Here is a 24,583-nt window from a genome sequence, read left to right as displayed (position 1 = left end):
CACCGGTCCCCCGTTCGGCCAGCACCGACGGCCTTGCCGGCGTTCAGACTCGCGGGTCGGCCGCGCTCTGGGCCGCGCGGATGGCCGCCCCGAGGTCGGTGACCTCCAGGTCCAGGACGAGGTCGTCTCCGTCCGGCACGCCCCGTTCGGTGATCGCGAGGCCGATCAGGGCGAGGGTCGCGGCCCGGTCCCGGAGCTCCGCCTGCGCGGGGGTCTCGTCGTCCAGGTCCTCCAGCTCGTCACGGTTCCAGGCTGCCACGGCGGCATCGGCCACGGTCCGGGGAATCCGCACGGTGATCGGACCGACCTGCTCGGCGACGTGCGTCCCGATCCGCGCGAGCACCTCAGCATCGCCCCGGTACCTCGCGTACTGCGCGCCCTCACCCACCCGCCGAGCCTAGCCCGACATTTGGCAACGGCCCCTGACCTGCGCGTTCAGTTCCGCCGTTCATACCCGACCACCCCCGGGTGCGCCTTCGTCGATCCGTCACCGCGCCGGACCATCAGCCTGTCGTCCTCGACCCACCACGTGTCGCCGGACCAGACGAAGACGGGCTGGTCGAGGCGCAGAGTCAGCTTGCACGAGCCGGTGTCCTCCGGGTCGGACACCTCTGCCACGAGAAAGGCCCGCTCGGCGGTCACGGCCTCGACGTTCATGACCGCAACGATAACGACGGGCGGAAGCCCTCCCCGGCACGGTCCCGCTCTGGCTCGCGGACGCAGTGGAACGCTGGGCGGCCCGTGACACCAGCTTCACAGGCCGCGAAGCTGGTGTCCGAAAGACCGCCGTTCACGACGCGCGTCGGACTTACGCCTCAACACGTGGAAGGGGCGGTTCCCGTTACCGGGAACCGCCCCTGACCTGAAGTGGAGCTGAGGAGATTCGAACTCCTGACCTCCTCGATGCGAATTCGGCGCAGGGCCGACGATCCTGGCCGAACACGAGGTCAGCGGGCTGTCGATGGCCATCTACAGCCGAACCCGGCTACCGCCGTGGCTGTACTCCGTGGCTGTACGCACTACAGCGATTCAGCTGCCGTGCGCTTGGTTCGCGTCGCAACCGGCAGACCTTCGAGGATGACAGTCGACACCTCATAGTGCACCTTCTCAGCGCTTCTCAGCACGACAGTCCAGCTGCCCTTGTCGTGGTCATGCTCCTGGCTGACGACTTCCAGTTCGCCAGCGTCAACCGAGTCCTCGCTACCGGGCAGCCTCGCGAACTCGTGAACGACGGTGCGCCGAGCGAACTCCGTCGCTTCCTGCCGGCTGTACTGTCGACCTGCGGGAGCAGCTGACTCAGCAGCCAGTCTTGCCCGCAGTCGCGCATAGGCCGCGTGGACGACAATCTCCAACGGAACGGTAGTGAGCCACAACGCAATCGCAAGGTACTCACCCCCGGACCCACCCCAGCTCGTGTAGCCGGCCGATTCCTGCATGACGTGACGACCAGGACACTCTGCGGCTGCAACCTCGCGGAGATCCTCCCTGAAGGCGTTGGCCTCGGAATAGGGCAGCGTCACTTCGATGTAGTACAGATCCTGAGGCGCACCCCCTGGCCATTCCTTGTGGCCGATTCCCACCCGGACCCTCACGAGAGGGTTCCGACGCGCGTTCTCCATGGGCTCCCCATGCGTTCGTTGCGAAACGTCAATGAGAAGCATGCCCCGTGCCTGCTAGATCCACTCGCACAGCTTGTCCGCCGCTCTCAGACCCCAATACGGCGGGCCTCTTCGTCCTCGCGTCTTGGCCTGACCGTGCCCACTACGGTCGACGTGGCAGGCCGCCCGCGGCTTCGCACCGCCGAGAATGACCAGTCGGAGCGGGCAGGCGTGGCGGCCACCCCAGCCGGTTTTCAAGATGAAGGACCCCGTGTCGTCTCGCGGCTGATCGCGGGGGCCGGTGTGGCTCACAGCCGGTTCTTCGGCGGCTTCCCGTGCGCCGGCCGACCGGAGGGAGAGCCAGGGCGCGGTTGCCGCCGGGCGGCCCGCCGCACCGGCCGCCGCGCCGCGAGGCGCGGCCCTGATCCCGTAGAGAACAATTCGGCAACTGTCCCGCTGGCTCAGGTCTTTGCTGGGAACGATAGCCGGAGGTCGGCGAGGGCCGTTTCTCCCAGTTCCGTGATGGTCGGGAGTGTGTCTTTGGCTGCGCGGATGGCTCGTTGGATCTGGTGTGGGAGGCGGTAGGTCACGGCGGTGGTGATGGCTTCGCGGAGTGCGGCTTCGGCTCCGTCGGTGTCGCGTTGGGCGCGGAATACCTCGGCGGCGGTGACGCGTTCGATGGCTCGCCACGTGGGCGCTGCGATGCCGGGGCCTATCGAGGGCCTCTGAAGAAGTTGAGCGGCCAGGGCAGCACGGCCGGTGCTGACGAGGCCGCGTAGGTGGACCTCTCGGGCAGCGAACGGATTGACCATGAGCGTGGGCGGTGCCTCATCTACGAACCGGAGCAGGTCAGGGAGCACGGAGTCGAACAGTTCCCGATCACCAAGGTCACCTGCTACTCGCGCGAGTTGGATGAGCGCGGCCCCCCGCTCGCCGTCCGGCGCCAGATACGCCGCATGTTGGAGCCGCAGAGCCGCAGCAGCCTTCCGGCCGACTTTTCGCAGTTCATTGCCGTGCACCCGGAGCGTGTGACTCAGCAGCTCCGGATCATCGAGCCGTTCGGCGATCCGGAGCGCGCGCCCGGTCCACTGTGCGGCGCTGTTCAACCTTTCCTCAGGCAGCACATCTCCCAGTGCGACCCCGAGCATGGCTCTGGCCCGGCCCAGGAGCAGTAGGACATCGCGGTCAGCGTCCCCGTCGGCCGTTCGGGCTTCGAGTCGGGCGATCAAGGGCCAGAGTTCGTTGACCGCACTCGCTGCGTGGCCTGACTCCCTGGCCAGGCCAGCGAGCCGGATCGTGGACTCCCCGAACTGCAACATTGCAGCGAAGTCGGCCGCCTCCGCATCGGTGACACCGAGACTGTGCGGCGGCAACCCGAGATGGCGGGCGAACCGGCGCAGAGTTCCAACGTCGGTGATGTCGCGCCGGCCCGTCTCGATCATCGACACGTAGGTCGGGTCATACCCGAGCGCCTCCGCCAAGGCACGCTGGCTCTGCCCCGTCGCCGCCCGGTAGGTCCGCAGAATGACCGCCAGATTGCGCGTAGCAATAGCCGCGCGGGCGGCCGGCGCGGTCCACAACCACAACGGCGAACCATTTCCGACGGGAGATGACACAGGCAGCGGCGCACCAGCAACCACATGACACGCTGGACACAGCGGCGACACACCCCACCCACTGACGCTGGCCCCGCACGCCTCGCACTTCACGGCTACCGCACCGACTCGCGCAGCCGCCCGTACCAATCAGCAATGGATCTTTTGTAGGGTTCGGGCATGTTGAGGCATGCGACCTCAGACTCATCGAACAACGCGGCTTCCGGATAGTCACCGCTAAGGGTCGGAACCGCATCCGAGTCGACGTGTGCTCCGTAGGTCACGATCAGCACATCGACACCCTCACGGATGTGGTACTGCCACGAATCCAGGATCGGACCGACAGTCACCTGCCATCCGGATTCCTGAGCGATTCTCACCCGCAACCTCTCCGGGAGGGCCTCGCCGAGTTCGAGTTTGCCACCGGGCAGCTCCCATTCGTCGCGCTCGTTCTTCAGCAGCAACACTCTGCCGTGCTGGACGACGACGCCCTTGACGGAAACGGGGAAGGCGTGAGGTTGGTAAGTCATGGCCCACCTGTCGCGTGAGGACTGATCTGTTCGGAAGCTAACACGCCTAAACCCGTCGCAACGGGCACCGCATGTTGACAACCTGTCACTGGACGAATGCCTCCGACCGGGCCGACGCTCATGTCACCAACAGACTTCGAAGGGTGACGAGATGCTCAGCGCGTTCGACCAGCACCGGGTCAACATCACGACCGCCGACGCCGCCGACAAACTCGCGGCCGCGCTCGCCCGCGACGGCCTGGCCACGTTCGACGGCGTCTTCGGCCGCGGCGAAAGCCTCCGACTCGCCGGCCGCCTCATGTTGATCGTGGAACATCGCGACGCCGATCCTGACGGAGTCACGTTCATAACCGACCGCGGCGACCTCGCCCGCAAAGCTGGGCATGCCTGCTTCGGAACCGGCCCCCTGACCCCGCACACGAGTTGCTCGGCGGTGCGGCACCCGCCCGAGGTCGTCGTCCTCGTCTGCGCCCGCCCCGGCATCAGCGGCGGCGAGTCCCTCATCGTCGACGGCCGCGCCCTGCACGCCGACCTCGCCACCAACAACCCCGACCTCCTGGGGGTACTCGACCAGGCGCACTCCGCCTACTTCGGCACCGGCCCCGGCCACCTCGGCTCCGTCCTCGAACACCCCGCCCCCGACCGCCTGACCATCCGCCTCCGCCTCGACGAACTCGCCCGCTTCACCCCCGGCATCGACCAGCGCCTCCCCGAACTCCGCGACGCCATCACCCGCCACACGAAGGTCCTGCCCCTGCAAGCCGGCCAGGGCTACGCCATCGCCAACCACCGCATGCTGCACGGCAGACGCGCCTACACCGGCGGCCGCACCATGTACCGCGTCCTCGGCGACCTGCTCCCCGAACACGCCATCCCCCGAGGCTTCACGCCCCTGCGACACCTGCCGGCCCACGTCTGAGGCGCCCGATGACCGCGCCCCTGCCAGTACACATCGAATCCTTGGTCTTGATCGGTCTGTGTCTCGGCTGCCGATACCGGTTTCCCTGCCCGACCTACCAGGCCCAAAACACCCGCTTCGAATGGTGGCAACGATGAACCCCGCACACCTCCGCGCCGAACCCCACCCCTACACCCTCGCCCACGCCTTCGGGGAACTCCTCATGCACCGACCCGCCTGGTGGCTCCTCCGCCGCTGCCGACGCTGCCGCACCCACTGGCCCTGCCCCGACTACACCACCGCCAAGAACACCCTCACCCGAGCCGGCCTCCCAGGCATCCCAGAAAGGCACTGAACAGGCCCCCTGCGGTGTTCTAACCGCAGCGCGTCAGTGTGAGCCTGTTGGGCGATGTGACCCGCCGTGGCTGTACCTCGCGGCTGTACGGATGCGAAAGGGGCGGTTCCCGTTACCGGGAACCGCCCCTGACCTGAAGTGGAGCTGAGGAGATTCGAACTCCTGACCTCCTCGATGCGAACGAGGCGCGCTACCAACTACGCCACAGCCCCTCGGGTCGAAAAAAATCCTAGCACGCACCTCAGAAGTTCACCGCACGGGCCTCATAAGCCTCACCCCGCACTGGCGACAGCCGCCGGGGCTCCTGGGCGACGACCCGACGCCGGTACGACCGGTACGCCGCCGCGCCCCGGCGGGCCGCCGCCGCTGCCTGCTCGGCGGCCGCCAGCAGCTCCGCGCGTTCGAAGGCGAGGCGCTCGGCCTCGCGGCGGGCGGACTCGCGGGCGCGGACGATGGCGAGCCGGCGCTTGCGGCGTTCGGCGACGACCTGGTTGCGGAGCCTGATCGTGTACGCGACGAGGAGCAGGGAGGACACCGCGAAGCCGATCCAGAGTCCCGGGTCGAAGACCGCGACCCCGACGAGCTCCACGACGTTGAGCAGGAGGAGGGCGGACAGCACCCGGCGACGGCGGCGGTACCGCCACAGGCGCGCGCGTTCCGCCCGGGCCGCCGCGAGGGCCGTCGGGGAGAGGGCTGAGGACTGGCGGGGGGCGGGGACGAGGCTGGCCGGGTCGGGGTAGCCGCGCCGGGTCGGGACAGTACGACGGCGGCGCTGGCGACTGATCACCCGCGCCGTCGACAGTGCCCTCTCGGCGACGAGTCGCTCGGTGGCGTCGTACCGGCGAACGAGAGCCGGTGCGAGCGCGAGCAACCCGGCCGCGGCGAGGACAGCGAGGAGCACCGAAGTCGGCACCCTCACCCCTCCCGTTCACAGTCGTCGCACTTAGTTACCCAAGGTTATGTTGCCGTTGGGTAATAACGGGGAAGCCACACCGTGCGGTCGGATACGCGACGTCAAACAGGCGTGTCCTGCGCCACCAGGGGCGGTCGCGACCACTCGGGCCACCGCCACGACCGCGTGCCCCGGCCCGCGCCCCGAGGCAGGCCACCAGAGGCGCGCGCCAGCCAGTACCCGTCAGATTGTGCGGGTCCTGCGCCACCGGGCCAGCAACCCACCCTCGGCCGCCACATCCTCGATGGTCAACGCGTACCCGATGTGGTCCTGCCAGGCGCCCCCACTGTGCAGGTACCGGGGGTGGAAGGCCTCCTCCCGGAAGCCCAACTTCTCCACCACCCTGCGGGACGGCAGATTGTCGGGCCGGATGTTGACCTCGATCCGGTGCAGGCCACCCGACCCGAAGGCGTGGTCCACGGCCAGGGCCAGGGCCGTGGGCGTGATGCCCAGCCCGGCCACCCGGGCGTCGACCCAGTAACCGGCGTAGGCGGAGCAGAACGCGCCCCGGACGATGTTGCCGATGGTCAGCTGGCCGACGTAGACGCCCTGGTGGCAGATCGCGAACGGCATCGCGCTCCCGGCGTCACCGGCGCGCTTGAGCGCCTTGTGCAGGCCCCGGAACGCGGCCGGCGAGTGCACGTCCTGCCAGGGGCCCAGCGGGGTGGGTTCCCAGGGGGTCAGCCATTCCTCGTTGCGGCGCCGGGACTCGCTCCACGCCTTCGCGTCGCCCCGCTTGTAGGGGCGCATCGTGACGTCGCCCTCGCGCAGGACGGCTGGCCAGCCGGGTGGCATCCGACGGGTCACCGCCGCCGGTCGACGAGCAGCACGTCGACGGTCGAGCCGGCGGCGGCGGTGGTGACGCGTTCGCCGAGGACGAGCACGCCGTTGGCCTCGGCGAGACCCGACAGGGTGTACGGGCCGCCGGCGAGCGGCTGCACGGTGTAGCCCCCGCCGCGCCGCTCGGCCACGTGCGCGGGGCGGAACTCGCGGACCCCGACCGGGGAGGCCACGGTCTCCAGCAGGTGGGCCTTGATGCTGGGCCGGAACACGGGCTCGGCACCGGCGAGCAGCCGGATCACGGGGCGGGCGAGCATCTCGAAACTCATCAGGGCGGTGCCCGGGTCGCCGGGGAGGCACACGATGGGTACCTCCTCGGGGCCGATCGTGCCGAAGCCGAGCGAGCCGGCCGGGTACACCGAGAGGTCGGTGAACTGCACGCCGTCGCGGCCGAGGATGCGGCGCACCATGTCGCCGGGGCCGGTGCCGGTACCCCCGGTGGTGATGATCAGGTCGGCGCGCAGGGTCTGGTCGTCCACGAGGGCCCGCAGCGCCTCGGGGTCGTCGTCGCAGATCCCGACCCGGTAGGCGTGCGCGCCGGCCTCGGCGGCGGCCGAGGTGAGCGCGTGGGAGTTGGCGTCCACGATCTGACCGGCCTGACTGGACCGGCCGGCCTCGACCAGTTCGTCACCGGTGGCGAGGACCACGACGCGCGGGCAGGGCCGGACGACGACGTGGCCGATGCCGCAGGCCGCCAGCAGGGCCACCATCGGCGGGGTGATCTGCACTCCGGCGCGGGCGATCACGGAACCGGCCGTGATCTCCTCGCCGGCGCGGCGCAGGCCATGGCCGCGCTTGGCCGCGTCGTACACCTCGACGACGGCCATGCCCTGGTCCGTCCAGTCCAGGGGGACGACCGCGTCGGCCGCGGCCGGCAACGGGGCGCCGGCCGCGACCGAGAAACAGGCGTGCGCCGTCAACCGGACCGGCCGCCAACTGGACGCCGACAGGTCGCCGACGACGTTGAGCCGGACCGGTCTGGTCGCGGTCGCACCGAGCAGGTCCTCCGCCCGGACCGCGTAACCGTCGATCGCCGCGTGGTCGAACGCGGGCAGCGGTCCGGGGGACGTGACTTCCTCGGCGAGCACGTTGCCGTACGCCTGGGTCAGGTCGACCTCCAGCGGCGGCAGCGGGCGGAGCCGGGCCATCACGCCGTACAGGTAGTCGGCGAGTGGCACCAGCTCGGTGGTACGGGTCATGAGAGCTCCGTGTTCACAAAATTCTTCAGCCAGCCCCGTAGTTCCGGGCCGATGTCCTCCCGCTGGCAGGCGAGGCGGACGAGTGCCTGCAGGTAGCCGACCGGTTGGCCGGTGTCGTGCCGGATCCGCCGGAACACGATGCCGTGCACGGGCGTGCCCTCGTCGAGCAGCCGCACCATGGCGTCCGTCAACTGGATCTCGCCGCCCGCGCCGGGCTCGGTCTTGCGGATCGCCTCGAAGATGGTCGACGGCAGCACGTACCGGCCGACGACGATGAGGTTGCTGGGGGCGTCCTCCCTGGAGGGTTTCTCCACCAGGCCGGTCACCTTGACGACGTCGGGGGTGTCGGTCGGTTCGACGGAGGCCACGCCGTACCGGCTGACCTCCTCCCAGGGGACCTCGATGAAGGCGAGCACGATGCCGCCCTTCTCGGCCTGGAGTTCGATCATGTCGGAGAGCAGCGGGTCGCCCTCGTCGGTGAACTCGTCGGCGAGCAGCACCGCGAACGGCTGGTCGCCGACGTGGGACTCGGCGCAGCCGACGGCGTGGCCGAGCCCGAGGGGTTCGGGCTGGCGGCAGGTGTAGATGTCGGCGAGCTCCTCGGGGCGGCGCACGGCCGCCAGCCGGACGAGGTCGCCCTTCGCGAGGAGCCGCTCCTCGGCGTCGGCGCGCCGGTCGAAGTGATCGACCATCGCCGTCTTGCCCTTGCCGGTCACGAGGAGCACGTCGCGGATGCCGGCGGAGGCCGCCTCACCCACGATGTACTCCAGGACCGGACGGTCGACTACGGGGAAGAGTTCTTTGGGGACGGCCTTAGTCGCTGGTAGGAAGCGGGTGGCCATTCCTGCGGCGGGGATGACCGCCTTGACGGCGCGCCGGTGCGCCACGGGGGCACTGGGGGTGTTCGGCTGCTCGGACATGTGCCGAGACTATCGGCCGGAAGGTCAGCTGAGCGCACCGCCACGCGCGATTCGGTACGTGTCCCGCCCGGCGGCCTTGGCCGCGTACAGTGCGTCATCGGCGGCGGCGAGGACCTTCGGGCCCGTGTCGCCGTGCTCCGGGTACACCGCGACGCCGATCGACACCGTCACCTTGATCGCGTGCCCGTGCGGCTCCACGATCACCGCCGTGTCGCGCAGTGCGGAGCCGAGCCGTTCGGCGACGCTGACGGCCCCGGTCAGGTCGGTCTCGGGCAGCAGGAGCACGAACTCCTCGCCGCCCTGGCGGAACGCGCGGTCCAGGTCGCGGATCTCGCCCTCCAGGCGGCGGGACACCTCGACGAGTACGGCGTCGCCGGCCGGGTGGCCGTAGGTGTCGTTGACCTCCTTGAAGAGGTCCAGGTCGAGCGCGATCACGGAGAGTGGCTTCGCGTACCGGGTGGTCTTCTCCACCTCCCAGCGCAGCGACTCCTCCAGGTGCCGGTAGTTGGCGAGCCCGGTCAGCGGGTCGGTCCGCGACAGCCGCATGGCCTCGCGGAGCTGGTCACGGCTGGCGGTGAGGGCAGCGACGTAGCCCTGGGTCTCCCGGGTCATCCGGTTGAACGCGGTGGCCAGCCGGCCGAGTTCGTCGTCGCCCCGGGCGGGCACCCGGGCGTCCAGGTCGCCGTCGGCCACCCGGTCGGCGGCGCGGGCGAGTTCCACGAGCGGCCGGGTGGTACTGCGGGCCAGCAGCCACGCGACCACCACGGACAGCAGGCCGGCCACGGCGACGATGCCGAACAGGGCCGCGTACAGGCCCTGGGGGTCGGAGTGCTCCACGAACAGGGCGAGCGGGAGCTGGCGGGAGCCGGTGAGGAGGTGCACGTACAGCCCGCCGGCGGTCTCCACCGTGCCCCCGGGCCGGTGCACGGCCCGGATCTCGGCGCGCTGCTGTTCCCGGGCGGTGCTCAGCGCCCGGTCGTCGAGCAGGGTGACCCCGACCCCGGTGGCGGCGGCGAGCCGGTTGACGAACGCCTGGTCGAGGGGTTCGGCGGCGATGGCGGTGCCCAGGGCCTTGCCGGTGGAGTCGCGGATCGGCACCCAGGCGACCAGGGCGTTGAGCGAGCCGGTGAGCTGGGGTTCGACGGCGCCGCACACCGACCACGGCTCGGGCAGCGCGCCGGCGCTGTCCAGGGTCGCGCCCTCGGAGTCGAGGATCCGCACCCCGGCGGCCCGGCCGGTCTCCACGAGCTGGGCGGCGGCGCCGGGGGTCCGGCCGCCGTGGGACTGCACGGCGGCGCTCTCGGCGGCGGACCGGAGCTTCACGCACAGGGCCTCGATGGTGGTCCGCGCGGTGGAGTCGGCGAGTTCGAGGCGTTCGGCGGACCGGCTGCGGCCGACGGCGGCGACGGCACCGCCGACGAACACGGCGCCGAGCAGGACCGGACCGAGCACGACGGCCAGGAAGGCCGCGGTCAGTCGCGCCCGTAGCGTCACCGGTCCTCCCCCTGTGCCGTCCGGGCTCTCCGCCGTGGGCCCGTGCCGCGTGCCGGGCCTGCCATGCTTGGCACCATGTTGGCGGAAAAGACGGCGCTGCGCACCACCCTGCTCTCCGTGCGGAGAGCCACACCGGCCACTGCCAGGTCTTTCACCGCGGAACGGATTCTGGCCGCGGTGGCTGAGCTGTTGGTGACGGTACGTCCGGGAACGGTCGCCGGCTACGTCCCCGTCGGCAGCGAGCCCGGTGGACCCGAGTTGCCTAACGCTCTGGGTACCCGAGTGTTACTGCCTGTGTTGTTAGATGACATGGATCTCGACTGGGCGGGCGGCGAACTGGTGCCCGGCCCGCGCGGCCTGCTCGAACCGTCGGGCCCACGGCTCGGGGTGGACGCGATCGGCACGGCCGACCTGGTGATCGTCCCGGCGCTGGCCGTGGACCGTGCCGGGGGCCGGCTCGGCAAGGGCGGCGGCTCGTACGACCGGGCGCTGGCGCGGGTCCGGCCGGGGGTGCCGGTGGTGGCGATCGTCTATGACGACGAGCTGCTGTCCCGGGTGCCGGCCGAGCCGCACGACCGCCCGGTGACCGGAGTTATCACCCCCAGTGGGGGATTTGAGTGTCTTCTGCCTCACGTCGACTAGACGAAGTCGGGTACGCTGACGCAATATTGGCACTCGCAGTGTCGGAGTGCCAGACGGAGGCGGACGTGCCCACTTATCAGTACGCGTGCACCGAGTGTGGTCACCAGCTCGAGGCCGTGCAGTCGTTCAGCGACGACGCCCTGACCACCTGCCCGGAGTGCACCGGCAAGCTGCGCAAACTCTTCTCGGCCGTCGGCGTCGTGTTCAAGGGCTCCGGCTTCTACCGGACCGACTCGCGCGGCAGCTCCTCCGCGTCGACCCCGGCCGCCCCGTCGACCGGCTCCACGCCGAAGCAGGGCGGCGAGTCCAAGCCGTCGACCCCGGCGCCGGCCGCCGCCCCGGCAGCCTCCAGCTAACAAAACCGCAGGTCAAGATCATGCGATGGGTACGGGATTCCCCGTACCCATCGAAGTGGTCTAGCGGCGGCGCAGCTCGTCGCGGATCTCCTGGAGCAGCGTGACCTCGGCGGACAGCTTCTCCACGACCTCCTCGTCGTTGCGCTTGCGGTACTCGTTGTACTTGTTCATCGGCAGCACGATCACGAAGTACACGACCGCCGCGGTCAGCAGGAACGTGATGATCGCGTTGATGAACGAGCCGTAGTCGAACGCGACCCCGTTGATCGTGAACTTGCCGCCGGTCGTCGCGCCACCGGTGACCAGCGTGATCAACGGGTTGACGAACGCGTCGGTGAACGCCTTGACGACCGCGGCGAACGCTGCGCCGATCACGACACCGACAGCCAGGTCGACGACGTTTCCGCGGGTGATGAAGTCCTTGAAACCCTTGAGCATCCGCCCAGGGTACAGAAAAGGGTAAATCAGTCCCAGTGCGGCGGGCGGTCCTGGATCAACCGGTCGTCGTTGCTGTCCCGGTCGGAGCGCTCGCCCCAGCCCGAGGCGGTGTCGTCGCTCGTCTGCTCCGGCAACAGCGGAGCGTCATCGTCGGTGAGGTCGACCTCACGCTCTTCATCACGGATCCCCATGCGTGCAAGGCTAGCCTGATGCGCACAGTAGTGATTAGTGGCGGCGGGACGGGGATCGGACTGGCCACGGCCCACCGGTTCGCCCGCGCCGGAGAGCACGTCATCCTGCTCGGCCGCCGGGCCGAGGTGCTCCACCGCGCCGTCGAGGACATCGGCTCGGGGGCGTGGTACCAGATCGACCTGACCGACCCGGACGCCGTGCAGGGGTTCGCCGACCGGCTGGACCGGGTGGACGTCCTGGTCAACAACGCGGGCGGACTCGACCGGCGCGAGCTGTCCCCGGGGATCGCGGGCGTGGCCGAGAACTGGCAGCGCACCTTCGCGGCGAACGCGATGACCGCCATCCTGCTCACCGAGGCGCTCCTGCCGAAGATGTCCGCCGGGGGCCGGGTCGTGCACCTCAGCTCGATCGCCGCGCACCGGGGCAACGGGGCCTACGGGGCGGCCAAGGCGGCCCTGACCTCGTGGAGCGCGCACGTGGCCCGCGAGCACGGCCCGCGGGGGATCACCTCCAACGTGGTCTCCCCCGGATATGTGGCCGACACGGAGTTCTTCGCCGGGCCGGTCAACGATCTGGAGCGGAAGATCAACGAAACCATGGTCAAGCGGTCGGGTACGCCGGACGAGATCGCCGCCGCGATCGAGTACCTGGCGAGCCCCGCGGCGGGGTACACGACCGGAACGGTGCTACACGCCAACGGCGGGGCTTACGTGTCCTGGTAGAACTCCGTTATGAAAACGGGGTACGAGGTACTGGTCGCGCTCGCCCGCCGCTTCGCCTTCGGGGACGTCGCCGCGCTCGTCGACGACCCCCGGGTCGAACGCATCTGCGAGTTCGGCCAGGGGTTGCTGGAACTCGACGCGGAGGACTTCGGCGCGTACGACGTCGTCGACTCGCTCAAGTCGCGCGCCCTGGCGTCCCGGATGCCGCAGTCGCCCCGGGAGCAGCCCCGGGGCGCGCTCGGCTCGCTGCGGCCCGCCTACCGGCTACTGCTGGAGGTGATCGAGGCGCGCTGGATGCGCCGGGAAATGGCCGCGCTGGTGGCGGCGGTGCACATCGCGAGCGAGTACCTGCCGATGCTCGTCTGGGAACCGGTGCTCGGGCACGCGGCCGACCCGGCCCGGCTCCAGCACTTCCAGGACAGCCGGTTCGGCCAGATGGAGGACCGGACCTGCCCGCACACCCGGACCGAGAAGTCGGCGTGCGCGCGGGCGCTGCGGGTGGCCGCGGAGCCGCCGGCCGGCTGGCGCGCGTACCTGGACCGGCAGCACAGCAATGTCGCGCACGCCCTGGGCGTGTGCGCCGCCGAGTGCCGCACCGAATGCCCCGTGACCGAGCGGCTGGCGGCCGGGCAGCACGACATGCTCGCCCACCACGCGGCGGCGGCCCTGAAGTTCGGCGACTCGGCGATCGTCCGGTTGCGGCACGCCGCCCCGGTGGGGCACGGATTCGGGGTACCGTCGCCGGAGGAGGTCGCCGAGGCCTGGGCCCGGACCCGCGAGTCGCTGTCGCTCAGCAACAACGGCAACGGGGCGGGCCGCGCGGTGCTCACCGAGGACGGTTTCCCCCTTCCCGGACTCCCGAGTCTGTTCACGACTCTGGCGGGCGTACCCATCGTTCCGGACACCTTGTTGACGGATGTGGCCGCCGAGTTGGAACGCTGTTTGACTTTGTTGGAAAGTGAGGGAAAATGGGGGGCATGAGAACGGTAGGGAACTAGATGCTCGCCCCCCAGCGGCAGGCCGCCATCCTCGACCTCGTCCGCCGGCACGGTGGCGTCCGGGTCAGCGAGCTCGTCCGCGAGTTCGGCGTCTCCGACATGACGATCCGCCGCGACCTGGAGACCCTGGCCGAACGCGGCCTGCTCGCCAAGGTGCACGGCGGGGCCACGATCATCGGCCCCGGCTCCACCGACGAGCCCGGCTTCGCGGCCAAGTCCGTCCGGCAGCAGGCCGAGAAGGCGGCGATCGTCGCCCGCGCGGCCGAACTGGTCCGCCCCGGGTCGGCGATCGCGCTGTCCGCCGGCACCACCACGGCGGCCCTCGCCGAGCGCCTGGTCGACGTGCCCGGGCTGACCGTGGTCACCAACTCCGTGCCGGTCGCCGACGCGCTCTACCGTTCCGGGCGCACCGACCAGACGGTGGTGCTCACCGGCGGCATCCGGACCCCCTCCGACGCGCTGGCCGGGCCGTTCGCGGACAGCGCGATCCGGTCGCTCAACGTCGACCTGCTGTTCCTCGGCGTGCACGGCATGAGCCCGCGCTCCGGCCTGACCACCCCGAACCTGATGGAGGCGGAGACCAACCGCCTGCTGGTCAACTCCGCGCGCCGGTTGATCGTGATCGCCGACCACACCAAGTGGGAGATGGTCGGCATCGCGACCATCGCTCCGCTGGCCGACGCGGACGTGGTGATCACGGACTCCGGCCTGTCGGCCGAGGCGCAGACCCAGCTGGCCGAGGAAGTCGGCGAGCTGATCGTGGTGACCGCACAGTGAAGCGGACGGTCACCCACCTGGCCGACGGCCGGGAGCTGCTCTACTTCGACGAGTCCGACGCCAGTACCCGCGACGTCACCGACCGGCGCCGGTTGCCCACCCCGCCCGACGCGTCCGAGCTGCGGTACGACCCGCTGCTCGACGAGTGGGTCGCGATCGCCACCCACCGGCAGTCCCGGATCTTCCTGCCGCCGGCCGACGAGTGCCCGCTGTGCCCGTCCACCGGCGACCGGCTCTCGGAGATCCCGGCCCCGTCCTACGACGTGGTCGTCTTCGAGAACCGGTTCCCCAGCTTCAGCCACCGGGTCTCCCCCGGGGTGGAGAACCCGGGCGTGGGCCGGTGCGAGGTGGTCTGCTTCACCGACGAGCACGGGACGGCGTTCGCGCAGCTCAGCCCGGAGCGGGTCCGGACCGTCATGGAGGCGTGGGCGGACCGGACGTCCGAGCTGTCCGCCCTGCCCGGGGTCGAGCAGGTGTTCTGCTTCGAGAACCGGGGCGAGCAGATCGGCGTGACCCTGCACCACCCGCACGGCCAGATCTACGCGTACCCGTTCGTGACGCCGAAGACCCGGACCATGCGCGCGGCGGCGCGCCGGCACCCGAACCTGTTCGAGGACGAGATCGCGAACGCGGGCGACCGGATCGTCGGCGAGAACGCGCACTGGATCGCGTTCGTGCCCTACGCCAGCCGCTGGCCGTACGAGGTGCGGCTGTTCCCGCGCCGCCGGGTGCCGGACATCCCGGCCCTCAACGACGCCGAGCGCGACGCCTTCGGGCCGCTGTACCTCGACGTGCTGCGCCGGCTCGACGGGCTGTTCGACCAGCCCATGCCCTACATCTCCGCCTGGCACCAGGCCCCGGTGCGGCTCGACCGCGATGTCGCGTACCTGCATCTGCAGCTGTTCAGCATCCAACGGGCGCCGGGCAAGTTGAAGTACCTGGCGGGCTCCGAGTCCGCGATGGGCGCGTTCGTCAACGACGTGCGACCTGAGGAGGCCGCACGGCTACTACGGGGAGTCTCGCTATGAAGCTGCTGGTCACGGGCGGCGCCGGCTACATCGGGGGCGTGGTCGTCCACCAGTTGGTCGCGGCCGGCCACCAGGTGACGGTGATCGACGACCTGTCCAGCGGGTACGCGGACGTGATCCCCTCGGGGGTCGAGTTCCACCAGATGGACATCCACGACGTCGCCAAGGTGCTCACCCCCGACGCCGGCTTCGAGGGCGTCCTGCACTTCGCCGCCAAGATCGAGGTCGGCGAGTCGGTGAAGCACCCCAAGCGGTTCTGGGACACCAACGTGCGCGGCACCCTCACCCTGCTCGACGCGGTGCGCGCGGCCGGCGTCCCCCGGTTCATCTTCTCCTCGACCGGCTCGATGTACCGGGCCACCGCCGAGCCGTCCACCGAGGAGACCGAGGTCGCGCCGCAGAACCCGTACGCGGCCACCAAGCTCATGGTGGACCTGATGCTGTCCGGAGAGGCGGCCGGGCACGGGCTGGGCGCGGTCACCCTGCGGTACTTCAACGCGGCCGGCGCGGTCGGCCACCTCGGCGAACGGCACGACCCCGAGAGCCACCTGATCCCGATCGTGCTCCAGGTCGCGGCCGGCAAGCGGGACACCCTCGCCCTGTACGGCGACGACTACGACACCCCCGACGGCACCTGCGTCCGGGACTACATCCACGTCGAGGACCTGGCCAGCGCGCACCTGCTCGCCCTGGACTCCATCAAGCCCGGCCGGCACGAGATCTACAACCTGGGCAACGGCAACGGGTTCAGCAACCGCGAGGTGATCGAGGCGGTGCGCGCGGTCACGGGGCACCCCGTACCCGTCGAACTGCAGGCCCGTCGCCCCGGGGACGTCGTGGTCGGCATCTCCTCCAGCGCGAAGGCACGGCGCGAGCTCGGCTGGGAGCCCAAGCGCCCCGACCTGCACGACATCATCCGCAGCGCGTGGGAGTTCTACAGTGCGCGTAACAGCTAGCGCCCCCGGCCGGGTCAACCTGATCGGCGAGCACACCGACTACAACGCCGGCTTCGTGCTGCCCTTCGCCCTGCCGTTCCGCACCACCGTCACCGGGGTCCGCAGCCGCCGCCAGCAGTGGACGGTCACCTCCGCCTGGGCACCCGGCCAGTCCACCAGCTTCGGCCGGCCCGAAGCGGCCCCCGGCACCGCCACCTGGGTCGACTACGTGCGCGGCGTCGTCTGGGCACTGCTCGACGAGGGGTACGAGGTCCCCGGCGCCGACCTGCACATCACCTCCGACGTACCCGTCGGCTCGGGGTTGTCCTCCTCGGCGGCCCTCGAATGCGCCGTCCTCACCGCGCTCATCGAACTCGGCGACCTCGACATCCCCGTCACCGACCGCCCGGCCATCGCCCAGCGCGCCGAGAACGCCTTCGTCGGCGTGCCCTGCGGGATCATGGACCAGTCGGCGTCGATCCTGTCCGAGGCCGGCCACGCGCTGCTCCTGGACTGCCGCACCCTGGAGACCGAGCACATCCCGTTCGACGCCACGATCCTCGTGATCGACACGAGGGCGCCGCACCGGCTCGTGGACGGCGAGTACGCCCAGCGCCGGGCCACCTGCGAGGCCGCCGCCCGCGAACTGCTGGTCCCCGCCCTGCGCGACGCCGACCTGTCCGACGTGGACCGGCTCGCCGACCCGGTCACCCGCCGCCGCGCCCGGCACGTCGTCACCGAGAACGCCCGGGTCCTGGAGACCGTCGCCCTGCTCGCCGCCGGCAAGGTCACCGACATCGGCCCCCTGATGACCGAGTCGCACACCTCCCTGAAGAACGACTTCGAGGTGACGGTGCCCGAGCTGGACATCGCGGTCGCGGCGGCGCTGGAGGCCGGCGCGCACGGGGCCCGGATGACCGGCGGCGGGTTCGGCGGGTGCGTGATCGCGCTGGTCGAGCCCCGGGACGTGGCCTTCGTGACGGAGTCCGTCGAGTCGGCCTTCGCCCGGGGCCGGTTCACGCCGCCGTCGTGCTTCGTGGCGGCCCCGTCGGCGGGCGCCCACCTCGAATAGACCCTCAGCTCAGGTACTGCCGCATCGCCCGCACCACCCTCGCCACCTTGTCCCGGACCGGTGGCACCCGGATCACCCCGTCCGGGTCGACATCGGCCTGGGTCACCGGCACGTGCGCGCACGCGGCGGCCACGACATCCGCCCCCGTGTAGCCCAGCACGGTCCGCAGCTCCGCGTGCGCGCCGGCCGCGCCCCGGTGCGCGGCGTTGATCCAGCCGCACGGCTTGTCGTTGATCTCGATGCCGCCCACGGTCCAGTCCAGCAGGTTCTTGAACGCCCCGGGCAGGGCGCCGGCGTACTCCGGGGTGCAGAACAGCACCGCCTCCGACACGTTGATCGCCGTCCGGAGCTCGTACACGTGCCGGGGCAGCGGGTGGCGGTCGTCGTCCGGGTTGAAGTGCGGCAGCGCCCCGAGCCCGGGGTAGATCACCGTGTACGGGTCGAGGTCGCGCGCGGTGGCGAGCACGGCGGCGTTGGTGGAACCGGCGCGCAGGCTGCCACTGATCAACAGGATCGTCACGCGTCGAAGGGTAGCGCCGCGCCAACTGTCGGCCCCGTGACACAGCACCCCCATCGCCGGCGGCCCCGGAGGACGATGTCTGCACCGTGCCCGACGGACGCCCGCAACCGTCCCGACCGTGCTGAGGAGGACGCCGGATGGGCCGCCGCGTGGCGCTGGTCATCGCCAACCACCAGTACAGCGACCCCGGCCTGCGCCAGCTCACCGCCCCGGCGAACGACGCCGAGGCCCTCGCCGCCGTCCTCGGCGACCCGGAGATCGCCGGCTTCGAGGTGACCACGCTCGTCGACGAGCCGCACCACCGGGTCGGCGCCGCCATCGGGGACTTCTACCGCGACCGCCGGCACGACGACCTGGCGCTGCTGTACTTCAGCGGACACGGCCTGAAGGACGACGCCGGCCGGCTGTACCTCGCGATGACCGACACCCGCCGCGACAGCCTGCTGTTCACCGCGCTGTCCGCGCAGCAGCTCGACCAGGCGATGGAGGGCTGCGTCTCCCGGCGCATGGTGCTGATCCTCGACTGCTGCTACAGCGGGGCGTTCCCCGCCGGCCGGCTCGCGAAGGGCGACCCGCAGGTGCACGCGCTGGAACGGCTCGGCGGCCGGGGGCGGACCGTGCTGACGGCCTCGGACGCCACCCAGTACGCCTTCGAGGGCGACCAGGTCACCGGTTCCGCCGTCCAGTCCGTGTTCACCCGGCACCTGGTGGCGGGCCTGCGCGACGGCACAGCCGACCTCGACGGCGACGGGGACATCACCCTCGACGAGCTGTACAGCTACGTGCACGACCGGGTGACCGCCGAACTGCCCCAGCAGCGCCCCAAGCGGCAGGACGACGTCGAGGGCCGGATCGTGATCGCGCGCAACGTGCACTGGACGCTGCCGGGGTATGTGCGCAACGCCCTGGCCAGCCCGATCGCCGCCGACCGGCTCGGCGCCCTGGACGCTCTGGAGCACCTGCACCGGATCGGCAACGGGATGGTGCGCGAGCGGGTGGCCGGCGAGATCCGGCGGCTCGGCGGGGACGACAGCCGGGCGGTGTCGGCGGAGGCGGAGGCGCGGCTGCGGGTGCTGTCGTCCGGGCCGGCGGGCGATGGGGTCCGGTCCGGGTCGGTGGCGCCGGATCCGCTGGCACCCGATCCACTGGCACCCGCGATGCCCGCGTCCATGAAGCCTGAGCCTGCGCAGCCCGAGCCCGTGCAGCCTGAGCCCGTGCAGCCTGAGCCCGTGCAGCCCGAGCCTTTGAAGCCCGAGCCCACCACCGGGGAGAGCATCACGGTCCAAGCGACCCGGCAGGCGATCCGGGACGGCATCGCGGCCGTCACGCATCAGAGGGCACCCTCGACGCCAGCTACATCATCGACCCGGCCGGCCGTCGCACGACGCGGGACCCCAGCCACGAACGCCGGATCACCCCGCCCCCGGTGGCTGAACCTCGCGATCGTCTTCCAGCTCGTCTTCTGCCTCATCGTGACCGTCGCCAAGACCGCCCCCGACGACTCGTCGCTCGCCGACACCGCCCTGTCCCTCGCCCTGATCTCCTGGGGCCTGGTCCTGATCTCCCTGGCGGGGTGGCTGACCGGTTTCGCCCCCGCCCGGAACGGCCGCACCCCCTGGCAGCGTGGCCTCCACCTCGCCGGAGCGGCCATGTGCGCCGCCTCCGGCTGTGGGCTCGTCGCGCAGGGGATCCATCCCGAAAAACCCGCGCTGTGGGTCTCCACCGTGGTCTTCCTCGCGCACGCGCTGGCCGTCGTCGCGCTGCCGATCCTCGCCGTCCGGATCCGCCTTCGCGGGTCGTGGAACACCTACGCGGCCGCCGCGCTCTGCGTACTCGTCGTGACCTGGCTGGTAGAGGCCTACATGGAATGCTGGCTGCTCGGCGTACCCGAACTGGTCGCCCTGGGGGTTCTCGCCGGCGCCACCCGAAAGGCGGTTCCGCGCGGTTCCCGATGAGGGTCGTCAGCTCTCGGGCCGGGCCGGCAGCCCCCGGAACTCCGTGCCGGTCACCGTGGCCACGCCCAGGTCCAGCGGCGCCGCGAACGTCGCCCGTTCGAAGTGCACCACCCCGGACCGGAACTCCGCACCGTGGAAACCCACCGAGCACCGGCCGCCGAACTTCGCCGCGTTGAAGTTGACGTCCGCGCCCGTGAACTCCGCCCGGGCGAAGCTCACCGTGCCCCCGACGAACTCGGCCGTCATGAACGCGATCCGCCCGAGTGCGAACACCGCGTCGTCCAGCACGACCTTGCCCCCGCTGAAGACGGCCCCGGTGAAGTCCACGTCCGCCCCCGCGAACAGCGTCCCCACGAACGACGTCCGCCCGGTCACGAACCGCGCGCCCCGCATCGTCAGCCGTCCGCCGGTCAGGGTCAGGTGGTGCAGCTCGCCGCCGTCGAACACGGCCTCGGTGAAGTCGAAGTCGTGGCCGTCCCAGGACACCGGCGCGCCCTCGCGGAGGTGCGCGCCGATCACCCGGATCACGGTCTGCCGGACCTGCCGTTCCCCGCGCGCCCAGTGCTGCTGCTTCACCCACGCGACCCGGTCGTCCGCACCGTCCGGGTGGTCGTCGTCGAGGGCCGTGGCGTAGGGCATCCGGACATACGCGCACAGGACGTCGATGCAGGTCTGCCGGCCGGTGGGCCAGTCGTCGGCGAGGCCGGCCATGGCGTACACGCCGGAGAGTCGGACGGCGGCCTTGTCCGAGCCCAGTTGCTCCGACGCGCCCGCGAACCTCTCGTTGAACAGCCGGATCCCGTCGCGGCCCGAGGCGAGCGCGTCGCGCTGGTCGGCGGCCTCGGCGACCCGTTGTTTGCGGTACGCCATCACGAGCGCCACGACCCCGCCCACCCCCGCCACCACGCCGAACACGAGTTTCAGCAGCTCGAAGATGGTGCCGGCGGTGACTTCGGGGTCCCGGCGCAGCGTCGGGTAGCCCGCAATGGCCCAGGAGGCAAGAGCGAGGACCCCGACGAGGAGTACGCCGATCGCGAGCCCCAGACCCACCGCCGCCCGGATCCCGGGCATCCGCAACTCGCCGGGCTCGACCGGCCGCACAGTTCTCATGCCACAGTCCTACCAGGACCGCGCCTCGACGCGCTCGCACCATCAACCCCGGGACGGGCGGGTGGGTCATCCAGGGATGACACCCACAGCGTCTTCGACGAAAATGTCCGTCCATCCGCGACTCGACGGATGAGGCCGTCGCCGAGGTTCGGACGCCAGGTGGCGCGTCATCGCCGAGACCCCGGGGCGCGGGGCGACTCATCTCCCGCGTCCCGGCAGTGCCGCTACCTCGTGATCGGTTCCAGGCAGAGGGTGTAGCTACTGCGCCCGGATTTCGAGTAGCCGCCCTCGGCAGTCGGGAAGTCCTTGCAGACCACCTCGAACTCGACGTCACTGACATAGTCGATCTTGCCGACGACCCGCCAGGTCGCGGCGGCGTCATCGCACTTGACGACCCTGAAGTCCCTGCCGTCGGCCTTCTCCCCCTTCATGCACTGACCGACCTTCGCGAAGTCCGGGCTCCCGCCGAAAATCATGTAGGCGCTCAGGAGGCCGGTAAACGCAGCCACGCCCCCGATGATCAGGGCGGGCTTCTTCCTCCGCGCCCAGCGCGACTGCCGCACAGCCTCAGGGCTCATCGTGGGCCCCGCCTGCGGCACCGCCACGGCCGGCGCGGCCGCCACGGCCGGCGCGGCCGTCACGGCAGGCGCGGCCGTCACGGCAGGCTCGGCTGGCGCGGCCGGCGGCCCTGCCGGGGGCACCGTCATCGCGGGTCCGGCGAGCGGCGCCGCGGAGTCCCCGGACGCCCGTGGCAACGGGTCCTGCGAAGGTTGTGCCGGTGGGGGGAACTCCGGCGTGGGCGTGGTCATCGGGTTCTCCCAGGTCGCTGCGCTACAGGCCGGCCGAATCTAGCGGACCACGCCCCCGCTCCGCGACCCCGGTCGCGCCCGCGTTCCGCGAGCCCGTCGGATTGTCCACGGGCACCCGATCTGCCCGGCGGACCACCTCCCCACCCGCTCGGAACAGAGGACGTAGGGCCTCCCGGATCGCGTCTGTCGTCGTCGGGAAGTCCTTGCGGGCCACCTCCGTCGGGGTGTCCAGCACGGTGTCGACCCCGCCGACGAACCCCGGCAGACCAGCGTCGCATGTCGATGGTTCGGGACAGCGGAAACGGTCGCCCGCTGGGATGATCGTCGGATGTCCAGGTGGAATCCGCTGGGTGCCGGCCTGTTTCTGGGTGTCGCCGCCGTGGTCGTCGCGCTGGGCGGCGCCTCCGAGATCTCGGAACGCAACCGGCTGGACCGCGACGGCACCGTCGTCGACGCGACGGTCGTGTCCGCGCGGTACGGCGCCCGGGCACGCAACCATCTCACGGTGTACGTCGCGGCGCCCCTCGACCGGGAGCTCAGGCTCCGGGACTCGGCCGGACGGCCGGCGGTCGGCTCGCGGATCCGGATCCGGTACGTGCCAGGGCACGAGAACATCGCCGAACAGGAGCGCCGGCGCGGCCGATGGGAGTCCAACCAGGGTGCGCTGATGATCGGGCTCGCCGTCGCGGCCGGTACCGCGGGCATCGTCACCGTGGCCCGGGCGGACTGGTCACCGGCGTCCCCGCCGCCCCCGGAGCCCACCCCGCCACCCGCCCCGCCCGTTCCCCTCACCCCGGCGGAGATCCGGTCCCGCCTGTCGGTGCTGCGGCGGCAGCGGGAACGGGGCGAACTGACGGAGGCCGAGTATCAGACGCGGGTCGAACACCTCGGACAGCCCTGAGCCGGGTGACCTGCCGCCCCGGATGGCCTGCGGTGACGGGACGGCAGAAGTGCCGATGCGCGTCGGGTGAGGAACGCGGCGTAACCAACTGACGATTGTGATCTGGAAGTTCCGTCCTTGGCTTTCGGGACGATCGGCGCGGGGCTGGGCGCCTAGGATCCGCACTGTGCCTGTCGTACTGAGGATTGTCACTGCCTGCGTGCTCGGGGTGGCCGGAGCGGCCTTGTGGGCCTGGGGTCTCGCCGGGTTCCAGCCCGCGGTCGAGCCGGGCGGACCGTTGACCGACGAGGTGTTCACGCTCCGCGACCTGAGGTGGACGGCGATCCTGTTGGCGGTCGGCGCCGTGGTGCTGCTCGGCCTGGGCAGCCGGCACAACATGGTCACGGGCACGCTGGGCGCGGTCGGCTGGTGGGTCGCCGACATCTGGCTGGACCGGGCCGACGTGGCCGGCCGGGAGTCGGCGGTGCTGCTCGGCCTCGCGGCGGTCGGACTGCTGGCGGGGCTCGGGATCCTCGGCCACCGCACGGCCGCGCGCTCCGGCCGGGCGGGCCTGGTCGTCGTGGGCTCGGCCGCGACGTCGCTGGCCTTCCTGCCCGGCACCGCCTTGGGGGCCGGCGACGTTCCGGGTGCATTGCGGCTGGTGCTGGCGATCCTGCTGACGGTGCTCGGTACCGGGTGCGCGCTCGCCGCCACGGACCACCCCGGTCGGCGGCGCCTGCTCGCAGCCGTGGGCCTGGTGGTGCTGCCGTCCGCCGCCGCGATGGCGTTCGAGCCCGGAATCGGCGTCCTCGGCATGGTCCAGACGGCGGTCGCCATGGTCGGGGTGGCGGTCGTCTCCCGCTGGCGAACGGCGCACGAGTCCAGCATGACGTCCTTCGCGGTGCACGGCGGGATCGCCCTGACCACCTACTATCCGGCCTTGGGACTGCTGTACCTAGTCAGTGCCCAAGTCAGCGAACTGGCGGCCGAGCTGGCGAACATCCCCGGGTTCGCGATGGACGAGAACTCCTCGCTCGTGCCGTTGGGCCTGGGGTACGGGGTCGGGTGCGGGGTGCTGGCCCTGTTGCTCACCCGGCCGGCCCGCGACGACGGCTCGTGGGAGCTGACCCCGCGAAACGAACTGCCCCAGGAGGTCACCCGTTCGTGAGTGGCGGCTCTAGCGGCGGCGGGCCAGTGGCGCGACGGTCATGCCGAAGCCGATGAGCGCGCTGGCGAACTTGAGGCCGACGGTGAGCTCCGGCAACCAGGGCCAGACGGCCTCGGCGACGGCCAGAACGGTGGTGGCGAACGTGTGCATCGAAAGTCTCCTGACGTGTACCGCGACGGGGTCGACTTCGATGCTGGACGGCAGTTCCGCCACTCCGGCCATACTGGACAACTGGCGAAACTGGTCACGGAAATGCTTACCTGTAACCGCGCCGCGCAGCACCTTCGAACGCCCGGAGGCCCCCGCCCGTGACCACGCCCGACCCAGCAAACCACCTGCTCACCGAGCTGAACCGCCTCTACGGGGAGGTCGGGCGGCCATCGCACCAGACCGTGGCCGACAAGTCCGGCGGTGACGGGGAGCGGCTGTCCAGGGGAAGTGTCAGCAACCTGTTGAGCGGCAAGGGCAGGCCCCGGCCCCGAACGGTCTACGCGTTCGTGGCCGCGGGGACTGCACCCGGTTTGGTTGACTCCTTGATCTGTGAGGATCTTGGTCCTCCTGGAAGGATGTCTTCGTGCCGAAAGCTTTCCCGCCCGAGTT

29 protein-coding genes and 1 tRNA gene are annotated in these 24,583 nt (G+C 71.0%); 13 read left to right on the top strand and 17 right to left on the bottom strand.

What is annotated here, in order from left to right:
• Positions 1-43: 43 nt before the first annotated feature.
• The 5 genes from AB0M43_RS34230 to AB0M43_RS34210 all read right to left on the bottom strand — a co-directional run bounded on the left by AB0M43_RS34230 (position 44) and on the right by AB0M43_RS34210 (position 3,723).
• On the bottom strand, positions 44-388 hold the full coding sequence (locus tag AB0M43_RS34230) for a hypothetical protein (protein WP_363730685.1): 345 nt from the start codon (positions 386-388) through the stop codon (positions 44-46).
• A gap of 47 nt (positions 389-435) precedes the next feature.
• Positions 436-657 carry a hypothetical protein gene (locus tag AB0M43_RS34225; protein ID WP_363730682.1) on the bottom strand — a complete coding sequence of 74 codons (222 nt, stop codon included), beginning with the start codon at positions 655-657 and terminating at the stop codon, positions 436-438.
• A 362-nt stretch (positions 658-1,019) separates the two neighbouring features.
• A complete protein-coding gene (locus AB0M43_RS34220) occupies positions 1,020-1,661 on the bottom strand; it encodes a hypothetical protein (RefSeq protein WP_363730679.1) in 642 nt (213 codons plus the stop codon).
• 398 nt (positions 1,662-2,059) lie between these two features.
• Positions 2,060-3,184, bottom strand: coding sequence for a helix-turn-helix transcriptional regulator (locus AB0M43_RS34215; RefSeq protein WP_363730677.1), 1,125 nt, complete (start codon positions 3,182-3,184; stop codon positions 2,060-2,062).
• 125 nt (positions 3,185-3,309) lie between these two features.
• Positions 3,310-3,723, bottom strand: a complete 414-nt coding sequence (locus AB0M43_RS34210) for an NUDIX domain-containing protein (RefSeq protein WP_363730674.1) — start codon at positions 3,721-3,723, stop codon at positions 3,310-3,312.
• Between the two features lie 151 nt (positions 3,724-3,874).
• On the opposite strand from AB0M43_RS34210, the gene AB0M43_RS34205 reads away from it, so the two are divergent.
• Positions 3,875-4,642 (top strand): TauD/TfdA family dioxygenase, encoded by a 768-nt coding sequence (locus AB0M43_RS34205; RefSeq protein WP_363730671.1) that lies wholly within the window; start codon positions 3,875-3,877, stop codon positions 4,640-4,642.
• A 133-nt stretch (positions 4,643-4,775) separates the two neighbouring features.
• Positions 4,776-4,976, top strand: coding sequence for a hypothetical protein (locus AB0M43_RS34200; RefSeq protein WP_363730668.1), 201 nt, complete (start codon positions 4,776-4,778; stop codon positions 4,974-4,976).
• A gap of 139 nt (positions 4,977-5,115) precedes the next feature.
• Here the strand turns inward: AB0M43_RS34200 and AB0M43_RS34195 are convergent.
• The 6 genes from AB0M43_RS34195 to AB0M43_RS34170 all read right to left on the bottom strand — a co-directional run bounded on the left by AB0M43_RS34195 (position 5,116) and on the right by AB0M43_RS34170 (position 10,381).
• Positions 5,116-5,188: transfer RNA gene (locus tag AB0M43_RS34195), tRNA-Ala, on the bottom strand.
• 29 nt (positions 5,189-5,217) lie between these two features.
• Positions 5,218-5,889, bottom strand: coding sequence for a hypothetical protein (locus AB0M43_RS34190; protein WP_363730666.1), 672 nt, complete (start codon positions 5,887-5,889; stop codon positions 5,218-5,220).
• Positions 5,890-6,111: 222 nt separating this feature from the next.
• Positions 6,112-6,723, bottom strand: coding sequence for a GNAT family protein (locus AB0M43_RS34185; RefSeq protein ID WP_363730664.1), 612 nt, complete (start codon positions 6,721-6,723; stop codon positions 6,112-6,114).
• Between the two features lie 8 nt (positions 6,724-6,731).
• On the bottom strand, positions 6,732-7,967 hold the full coding sequence (gene glp, locus AB0M43_RS34180) for a gephyrin-like molybdotransferase Glp (RefSeq protein ID WP_363730661.1): 1,236 nt from the start codon (positions 7,965-7,967) through the stop codon (positions 6,732-6,734).
• Entirely contained in the window at positions 7,964-8,887 is a 924-nt protein-coding gene (locus tag AB0M43_RS34175) for a UTP--glucose-1-phosphate uridylyltransferase (RefSeq protein WP_363730659.1), read from the bottom strand. The genes glp and AB0M43_RS34175 overlap by 4 nt, the downstream gene beginning before the upstream one ends.
• 24 nt (positions 8,888-8,911) lie before the next feature.
• Positions 8,912-10,381 (bottom strand): diguanylate cyclase, encoded by a 1,470-nt coding sequence (locus AB0M43_RS34170; RefSeq protein ID WP_363730657.1) that lies wholly within the window; start codon positions 10,379-10,381, stop codon positions 8,912-8,914.
• A gap of 63 nt (positions 10,382-10,444) precedes the next feature.
• On the opposite strand from AB0M43_RS34170, the gene AB0M43_RS34165 reads away from it, so the two are divergent.
• Positions 10,445-11,023 (top strand): 5-formyltetrahydrofolate cyclo-ligase, encoded by a 579-nt coding sequence (locus AB0M43_RS34165; RefSeq protein ID WP_363730654.1) that lies wholly within the window; start codon positions 10,445-10,447, stop codon positions 11,021-11,023.
• 65 nt (positions 11,024-11,088) lie between these two features.
• On the top strand, positions 11,089-11,379 hold the full coding sequence (locus AB0M43_RS34160) for an FmdB family zinc ribbon protein (RefSeq protein ID WP_363730651.1): 291 nt from the start codon (positions 11,089-11,091) through the stop codon (positions 11,377-11,379).
• Between the two features lie 60 nt (positions 11,380-11,439).
• Here AB0M43_RS34160 and mscL read toward each other — a convergent pair whose 3' ends face one another.
• Both mscL and AB0M43_RS34150 read right to left on the bottom strand, forming a co-directional pair.
• Positions 11,440-11,817, bottom strand: a complete 378-nt coding sequence (mscL, locus tag AB0M43_RS34155) for a large conductance mechanosensitive channel protein MscL (protein ID WP_363730649.1) — start codon at positions 11,815-11,817, stop codon at positions 11,440-11,442.
• Positions 11,818-11,843: 26 nt separating this feature from the next.
• Positions 11,844-12,008: a hypothetical protein gene (locus tag AB0M43_RS34150; RefSeq protein ID WP_363730646.1), complete on the bottom strand. Its 165-nt coding sequence runs from the start codon at positions 12,006-12,008 to the stop codon at positions 11,844-11,846.
• A gap of 18 nt (positions 12,009-12,026) precedes the next feature.
• On the opposite strand from AB0M43_RS34150, the gene AB0M43_RS34145 reads away from it, so the two are divergent.
• Genes AB0M43_RS34145 through galK form a run of 6 tightly spaced genes read left to right on the top strand, consistent with a single transcriptional unit; the run spans position 12,027 to position 17,541 of the window.
• Positions 12,027-12,731: an SDR family oxidoreductase gene (locus tag AB0M43_RS34145; RefSeq protein WP_363730643.1), complete on the top strand. Its 705-nt coding sequence runs from the start codon at positions 12,027-12,029 to the stop codon at positions 12,729-12,731.
• A gap of 9 nt (positions 12,732-12,740) precedes the next feature.
• The gene (locus tag AB0M43_RS34140) at positions 12,741-13,712 is read left to right on the top strand and encodes a hypothetical protein (RefSeq protein ID WP_363730639.1); all 972 of its coding nucleotides are present in this window, start codon (positions 12,741-12,743) and stop codon (positions 13,710-13,712) included.
• A gap of 17 nt (positions 13,713-13,729) precedes the next feature.
• A complete protein-coding gene (locus AB0M43_RS34135; RefSeq protein ID WP_363730636.1) occupies positions 13,730-14,506 on the top strand; it encodes a DeoR/GlpR family DNA-binding transcription regulator in 777 nt (258 codons plus the stop codon).
• Positions 14,503-15,534 (top strand): galactose-1-phosphate uridylyltransferase, encoded by a 1,032-nt coding sequence (gene galT / locus AB0M43_RS34130; protein ID WP_363730634.1) that lies wholly within the window; start codon positions 14,503-14,505, stop codon positions 15,532-15,534. Before AB0M43_RS34135 ends, galT begins: the two co-directional genes overlap by 4 nt.
• Positions 15,531-16,490 (top strand): UDP-glucose 4-epimerase GalE, encoded by a 960-nt coding sequence (gene galE, locus AB0M43_RS34125; RefSeq protein WP_363730632.1) that lies wholly within the window; start codon positions 15,531-15,533, stop codon positions 16,488-16,490. Before galT ends, galE begins: the two co-directional genes overlap by 4 nt.
• Positions 16,474-17,541 (top strand): galactokinase, encoded by a 1,068-nt coding sequence (gene galK, locus AB0M43_RS34120; protein WP_363730630.1) that lies wholly within the window; start codon positions 16,474-16,476, stop codon positions 17,539-17,541. Before galE ends, galK begins: the two co-directional genes overlap by 17 nt.
• A 4-nt stretch (positions 17,542-17,545) precedes the next feature.
• Here the strand turns inward: galK and AB0M43_RS34115 are convergent, their stop codons facing one another.
• The gene (locus tag AB0M43_RS34115; protein WP_363730628.1) at positions 17,546-18,061 is read right to left on the bottom strand and encodes an NADPH-dependent FMN reductase; all 516 of its coding nucleotides are present in this window, start codon (positions 18,059-18,061) and stop codon (positions 17,546-17,548) included.
• 137 nt (positions 18,062-18,198) lie between these two features.
• Here AB0M43_RS34115 and AB0M43_RS34110 point away from each other — a divergent pair, with 137 nt between their 5' ends.
• Positions 18,199-20,016 carry a caspase family protein gene (locus AB0M43_RS34110; protein ID WP_363730626.1) on the top strand — a complete coding sequence of 606 codons (1,818 nt, stop codon included), beginning with the start codon at positions 18,199-18,201 and terminating at the stop codon, positions 20,014-20,016.
• 6 nt (positions 20,017-20,022) lie between these two features.
• On the opposite strand, the gene AB0M43_RS34105 is transcribed toward AB0M43_RS34110, so the two are convergent.
• Positions 20,023-21,126 (bottom strand): hypothetical protein, encoded by a 1,104-nt coding sequence (locus tag AB0M43_RS34105; RefSeq protein WP_363730623.1) that lies wholly within the window; start codon positions 21,124-21,126, stop codon positions 20,023-20,025.
• A 224-nt stretch (positions 21,127-21,350) separates the two neighbouring features.
• A complete protein-coding gene (locus AB0M43_RS34100) occupies positions 21,351-21,935 on the bottom strand; it encodes a hypothetical protein (protein ID WP_363730621.1) in 585 nt (194 codons plus the stop codon).
• 328 nt (positions 21,936-22,263) lie between these two features.
• On the opposite strand from AB0M43_RS34100, the gene AB0M43_RS34095 reads away from it, so the two are divergent.
• Both AB0M43_RS34095 and AB0M43_RS34090 read left to right on the top strand, forming a co-directional pair.
• Positions 22,264-22,836 (top strand): hypothetical protein, encoded by a 573-nt coding sequence (locus AB0M43_RS34095; RefSeq protein WP_363730619.1) that lies wholly within the window; start codon positions 22,264-22,266, stop codon positions 22,834-22,836.
• A 166-nt stretch (positions 22,837-23,002) separates the two neighbouring features.
• Entirely contained in the window at positions 23,003-23,983 is a 981-nt protein-coding gene (locus AB0M43_RS34090) for a hypothetical protein (RefSeq protein WP_363730616.1), read from the top strand.
• 9 nt (positions 23,984-23,992) lie between these two features.
• On the opposite strand, the gene AB0M43_RS34085 is transcribed toward AB0M43_RS34090, so the two are convergent.
• The gene (locus AB0M43_RS34085; RefSeq protein ID WP_363730613.1) at positions 23,993-24,133 is read right to left on the bottom strand and encodes a hypothetical protein; all 141 of its coding nucleotides are present in this window, start codon (positions 24,131-24,133) and stop codon (positions 23,993-23,995) included.
• Between the last annotated feature and the right edge of the window lie 450 nt (positions 24,134-24,583).

Origin of the sequence: Longispora sp. NPDC051575, assembly GCF_040681875.1 — a bacterium.
GTDB lineage: Bacteria > Actinomycetota > Actinomycetes > Mycobacteriales > Micromonosporaceae > Longispora.
This window is presented reverse-complemented; position numbering and strand designations above follow the sequence as displayed.

Coding starts and splice junctions, on each gene's coding strand:
- AB0M43_RS34225 (WP_363730682.1), bottom strand. CDS start 657: ATGAACGTCGAGGCCGTGACCGCCGAGCGGGCCTTTCTCGTGGCAGAG.
- AB0M43_RS34220 (WP_363730679.1), bottom strand. CDS start 1,661: ATGCTTCTCATTGACGTTTCGCAACGAACGCATGGGGAGCCCATGGAG.
- AB0M43_RS34210 (WP_363730674.1), bottom strand. CDS start 3,723: ATGACTTACCAACCTCACGCCTTCCCCGTTTCCGTCAAGGGCGTCGTC.
- AB0M43_RS34205 (WP_363730671.1), top strand. CDS start 3,875: ATGCTCAGCGCGTTCGACCAGCACCGGGTCAACATCACGACCGCCGAC.
- AB0M43_RS34200 (WP_363730668.1), top strand. CDS start 4,776: ATGAACCCCGCACACCTCCGCGCCGAACCCCACCCCTACACCCTCGCC.
- AB0M43_RS34185 (WP_363730664.1), bottom strand. CDS start 6,723: ATGCCACCCGGCTGGCCAGCCGTCCTGCGCGAGGGCGACGTCACGATG.
- glp (WP_363730661.1), bottom strand. CDS start 7,967: ATGACCCGTACCACCGAGCTGGTGCCACTCGCCGACTACCTGTACGGC.
- AB0M43_RS34175 (WP_363730659.1), bottom strand. CDS start 8,887: ATGTCCGAGCAGCCGAACACCCCCAGTGCCCCCGTGGCGCACCGGCGC.
- AB0M43_RS34165 (WP_363730654.1), top strand. CDS start 10,445: ATGCTTGGCACCATGTTGGCGGAAAAGACGGCGCTGCGCACCACCCTG.
- mscL (WP_363730649.1), bottom strand. CDS start 11,817: ATGCTCAAGGGTTTCAAGGACTTCATCACCCGCGGAAACGTCGTCGAC.
- AB0M43_RS34150 (WP_363730646.1), bottom strand. CDS start 12,008: ATGGGGATCCGTGATGAAGAGCGTGAGGTCGACCTCACCGACGATGAC.
- AB0M43_RS34145 (WP_363730643.1), top strand. CDS start 12,027: ATGCGCACAGTAGTGATTAGTGGCGGCGGGACGGGGATCGGACTGGCC.
- AB0M43_RS34140 (WP_363730639.1), top strand. CDS start 12,741: ATGAAAACGGGGTACGAGGTACTGGTCGCGCTCGCCCGCCGCTTCGCC.
- AB0M43_RS34135 (WP_363730636.1), top strand. CDS start 13,730: ATGCTCGCCCCCCAGCGGCAGGCCGCCATCCTCGACCTCGTCCGCCGG.
- galE (WP_363730632.1), top strand. CDS start 15,531: ATGAAGCTGCTGGTCACGGGCGGCGCCGGCTACATCGGGGGCGTGGTC.
- AB0M43_RS34110 (WP_363730626.1), top strand. CDS start 18,199: ATGGGCCGCCGCGTGGCGCTGGTCATCGCCAACCACCAGTACAGCGAC.
- AB0M43_RS34105 (WP_363730623.1), bottom strand. CDS start 21,126: ATGAGAACTGTGCGGCCGGTCGAGCCCGGCGAGTTGCGGATGCCCGGG.
- AB0M43_RS34100 (WP_363730621.1), bottom strand. CDS start 21,935: ATGACCACGCCCACGCCGGAGTTCCCCCCACCGGCACAACCTTCGCAG.
- AB0M43_RS34095 (WP_363730619.1), top strand. CDS start 22,264: ATGTCCAGGTGGAATCCGCTGGGTGCCGGCCTGTTTCTGGGTGTCGCC.
- AB0M43_RS34085 (WP_363730613.1), bottom strand. CDS start 24,133: ATGCACACGTTCGCCACCACCGTTCTGGCCGTCGCCGAGGCCGTCTGG.